The organism is Streptomyces sp. PKU-EA00015 (assembly GCF_013387495.1).
In the GTDB taxonomy this organism is placed as follows: Bacteria; Actinomycetota; Actinomycetes; order Streptomycetales; family Streptomycetaceae; genus Streptomyces.
This window is the reverse complement of the sequence record NZ_JABZEE010000118.1, coordinates 1-2,345: the sequence shown is the minus strand read 5'-3', so window position 1 is coordinate 2,345 and position 2,345 is coordinate 1. Positions and strand designations below refer to the sequence as shown.

The following is a 2,345-nucleotide window of genomic DNA, read 5'->3' as shown; positions in this document are numbered from 1 at the left end:
CGTGCTCTCGGCCGTCGCCGCCGTGGTGTACGCGTTCATCACCTACACCCTGGTGCGCGGCGGGGAGACGGCCCGCAGGGCGGCGCTGGTGTGCTGCGCCGCCGAGCTCGCGGGCGTGCTGATCGTGGGGACCTGGACGCTGGCGGAGCCGTCCGCGTTCCCCGACTCGACGGTGTGGTCCGAGTACGGGATGGGCTACCTCTTCATCCCGGTGCTGCTGCCGGTGACGGGCATGCTCTGGCTGCGCCGTGCGCGCAGCCGGAGCGCGGCCACCTAGGCGCTCGCGGCGAAGGCGCCGGGCGTCTGCTCCTTCTCCAGCGTGACCAGCGTCAGGCGCGGACCGACGTGCTCGGTGGAGACCGGTACGTATCCGCGGCTGCGGTAGAGGCGCAGGTTGCTCTCGCTGCGGTGGCCGGTGAAGAGCTGGAACCGCTTGATGTCGGGGTCTGAGGCGAAACGGGCCTCGATCGCGTCGAGCAGCCGGCCGCCGAGTCCGTGGCGCTGCATCCGCGGGTGCACGATGAGCTTCGCGATCCTGGCGGTGCCGCTCTCGTCGACCCGGCCGCGCACGGAGGCGACCACCTCGTCGCCGAGCCTGGCCACCAGCGCGTGCCCCTGGGAGATCTCCTCCCTCAGGTCGGCGAGGGTCTGGGTCAGGGGCTCGATGCCGTAGTCGCCGTAGAGCTCGGCCTCGGACTGGTAGCAGAGGTACTGGAGTTTGAGGATGTGCTCCGCATCGTGCTCACCCGCCGCTGAGATGGTCACGCTCATGCCCATGTGCGCATGCCTCCCGCTCACCTGTCCGCCGGTTGTCTACCGCTCCTTTCCCCGATGTTCAGGAGCCGCAACCTCTGCCGCGAGCATTCTGCGCAGACATCCCAGGCAGCGGGAACGCATCGGCCCCAGACTCCCCTGTGACATTCCCAACGTCCCTGCGATTTCCCGGTAGGTGGGGTCCTTCGGAGACAACATCGCAGTCAGCAGCCGGGGGCAGTTCCCTGGGGTGCGGGCGACGGCGGCGCGCAGCGTGCGCCGCCGTTCCGACCGCAGGGCGGCGGGCTCGGGGCCGCCGGACGGGTCGGCGGCGGGGCCGCCGGCGGAGTCGTGACGGTACGGCAGTTCCCGGGCGGCCGTGCGGCGGGCGCGGCGGGCCTCGGCGCGGACCGCCGCCTTGACCCAGCGGGCGGCGTCCGGCGGCGGGCCGTCGTCGTCGAGCCGCTCCAGCAGCCGTACCCACACGGCCTGTTCGAGGTCGCCTGCCTCCAGGGCGGTGCCGGGCGCCTCCGCGGTGGCCTCGGCGCTGACGAGCGGGCCGAGGACGCTGACGACGTGGGCGGGGGTTTCGTCGAGAACGGTCATGCCCGGCCTGACGTCCGCCCGCGGGCCCGCGGTTTCCGAGAGCGGGCGCCATCACTCGTACGGGGGCCGCCGCCTGTGGCCGAAGCCGCGGGGAGCGGCGATGGGCCGTCAACCGGGCGCCGGTCGTCCGGGGCGGACAGGAAGGACCCGGCAGCCCGTGACGGGCGGCCGGGTCCGCGGGGCCCGGGTGTGGCGTGACCGGACCCCGCCGGTGTGAAGGGCCAGAGGCGCCTCAGGCGGTGAAGTCCGCCACCGCGAGCAGGCCCGTGTCCGGGTTGTCGGTGAAGATGCCGTCGATCCCGGTCGCCAGGTACGCCTTGTACGCGCCGAAGACGTCCCCGTAGGCGTTGGGGTCGGTGCCGCGGCGGAAGTCGGCGGGCAGGAAGCTGTTCTCGTTGCGCATCGTGTACGGGTGCACCACGAGGCCCTCGGAGTGGGCGTCGCGCACGAGCGTCGTGGCCTTGGTCAGGCGGCCGTTCGCGTCCTTGGGGATGACGAGGTCGAGCAACGGGCCGATGCCCTGGGCGAATCCGGCGATCCAGGCGAGCCCCTCGGGCGTGACCAGGTCGGCGACGGTGCGCGGGTCGCCGGACTCCCGGAAGTCCCACGGGCGGTCGTCGGGGGTCCACAGCAGGACGACGCGCGGCGTGCCCACGAGCCGCGCCATGCGCTCCATGCTGGTGGGCTCGAAGGACTGCAGGAACGTCGGCGAGTCCGCGCGGTGGCGTCCGTAGCGCCGCAGCAGCTTGGCCAGGCGCTCCTCGAGACCGAGCCCGATGCCCCGGAAGTAGGTGGGGTGCTTGGTCTCGACGTGCAGCCACACCGGGCGGCCGCGGCGGCGGCCCTCGTCCTCGGCCCAGCGCAGCACCTCCTCGAAGGTGGGCACGGTCCAGCGGCCGTCGTAGAGCGTGTTCTCCTGGCGGGTGCCCGGTATGCGCTCCTTGGCGCGGAGCGTCTTCAGCTCGGCGAGCGTGAAGTCCTCGGTG

At 72.9% G+C, this 2,345-nt stretch carries 3 protein-coding genes and 1 pseudogene; 1 reads left to right on the top strand and 3 read right to left on the bottom strand.

The window, feature by feature from the left end:
• Window positions 1-277, top strand: a pseudogene (locus HW130_RS35105) (hypothetical protein); the annotation flags it as partial.
• On the opposite strand, the gene HW130_RS35100 reads toward HW130_RS35105, so the two are convergent.
• The 3 genes from HW130_RS35100 to HW130_RS35090 form a co-directional block, all read right to left on the bottom strand.
• Window positions 274-777, bottom strand: coding sequence for a GNAT family N-acetyltransferase (locus HW130_RS35100; protein WP_177153814.1), 504 nt, complete (start codon window positions 775-777; stop codon window positions 274-276). The pseudogene HW130_RS35105 and the gene HW130_RS35100 overlap by 4 nt on opposite strands.
• Before the next feature lie 36 nt (window positions 778-813).
• Window positions 814-1,359 (bottom strand): sigma-70 family RNA polymerase sigma factor, encoded by a 546-nt coding sequence (locus HW130_RS35095; protein ID WP_177153813.1) that lies wholly within the window; start codon window positions 1,357-1,359, stop codon window positions 814-816.
• A 232-nt stretch (window positions 1,360-1,591) separates the two neighbouring features.
• Window positions 1,592-2,345, bottom strand: a 754-nt coding sequence (locus tag HW130_RS35090) for a glycerophosphodiester phosphodiesterase family protein (protein ID WP_305737822.1), incomplete at its 5' end; no start/stop codon positions are given.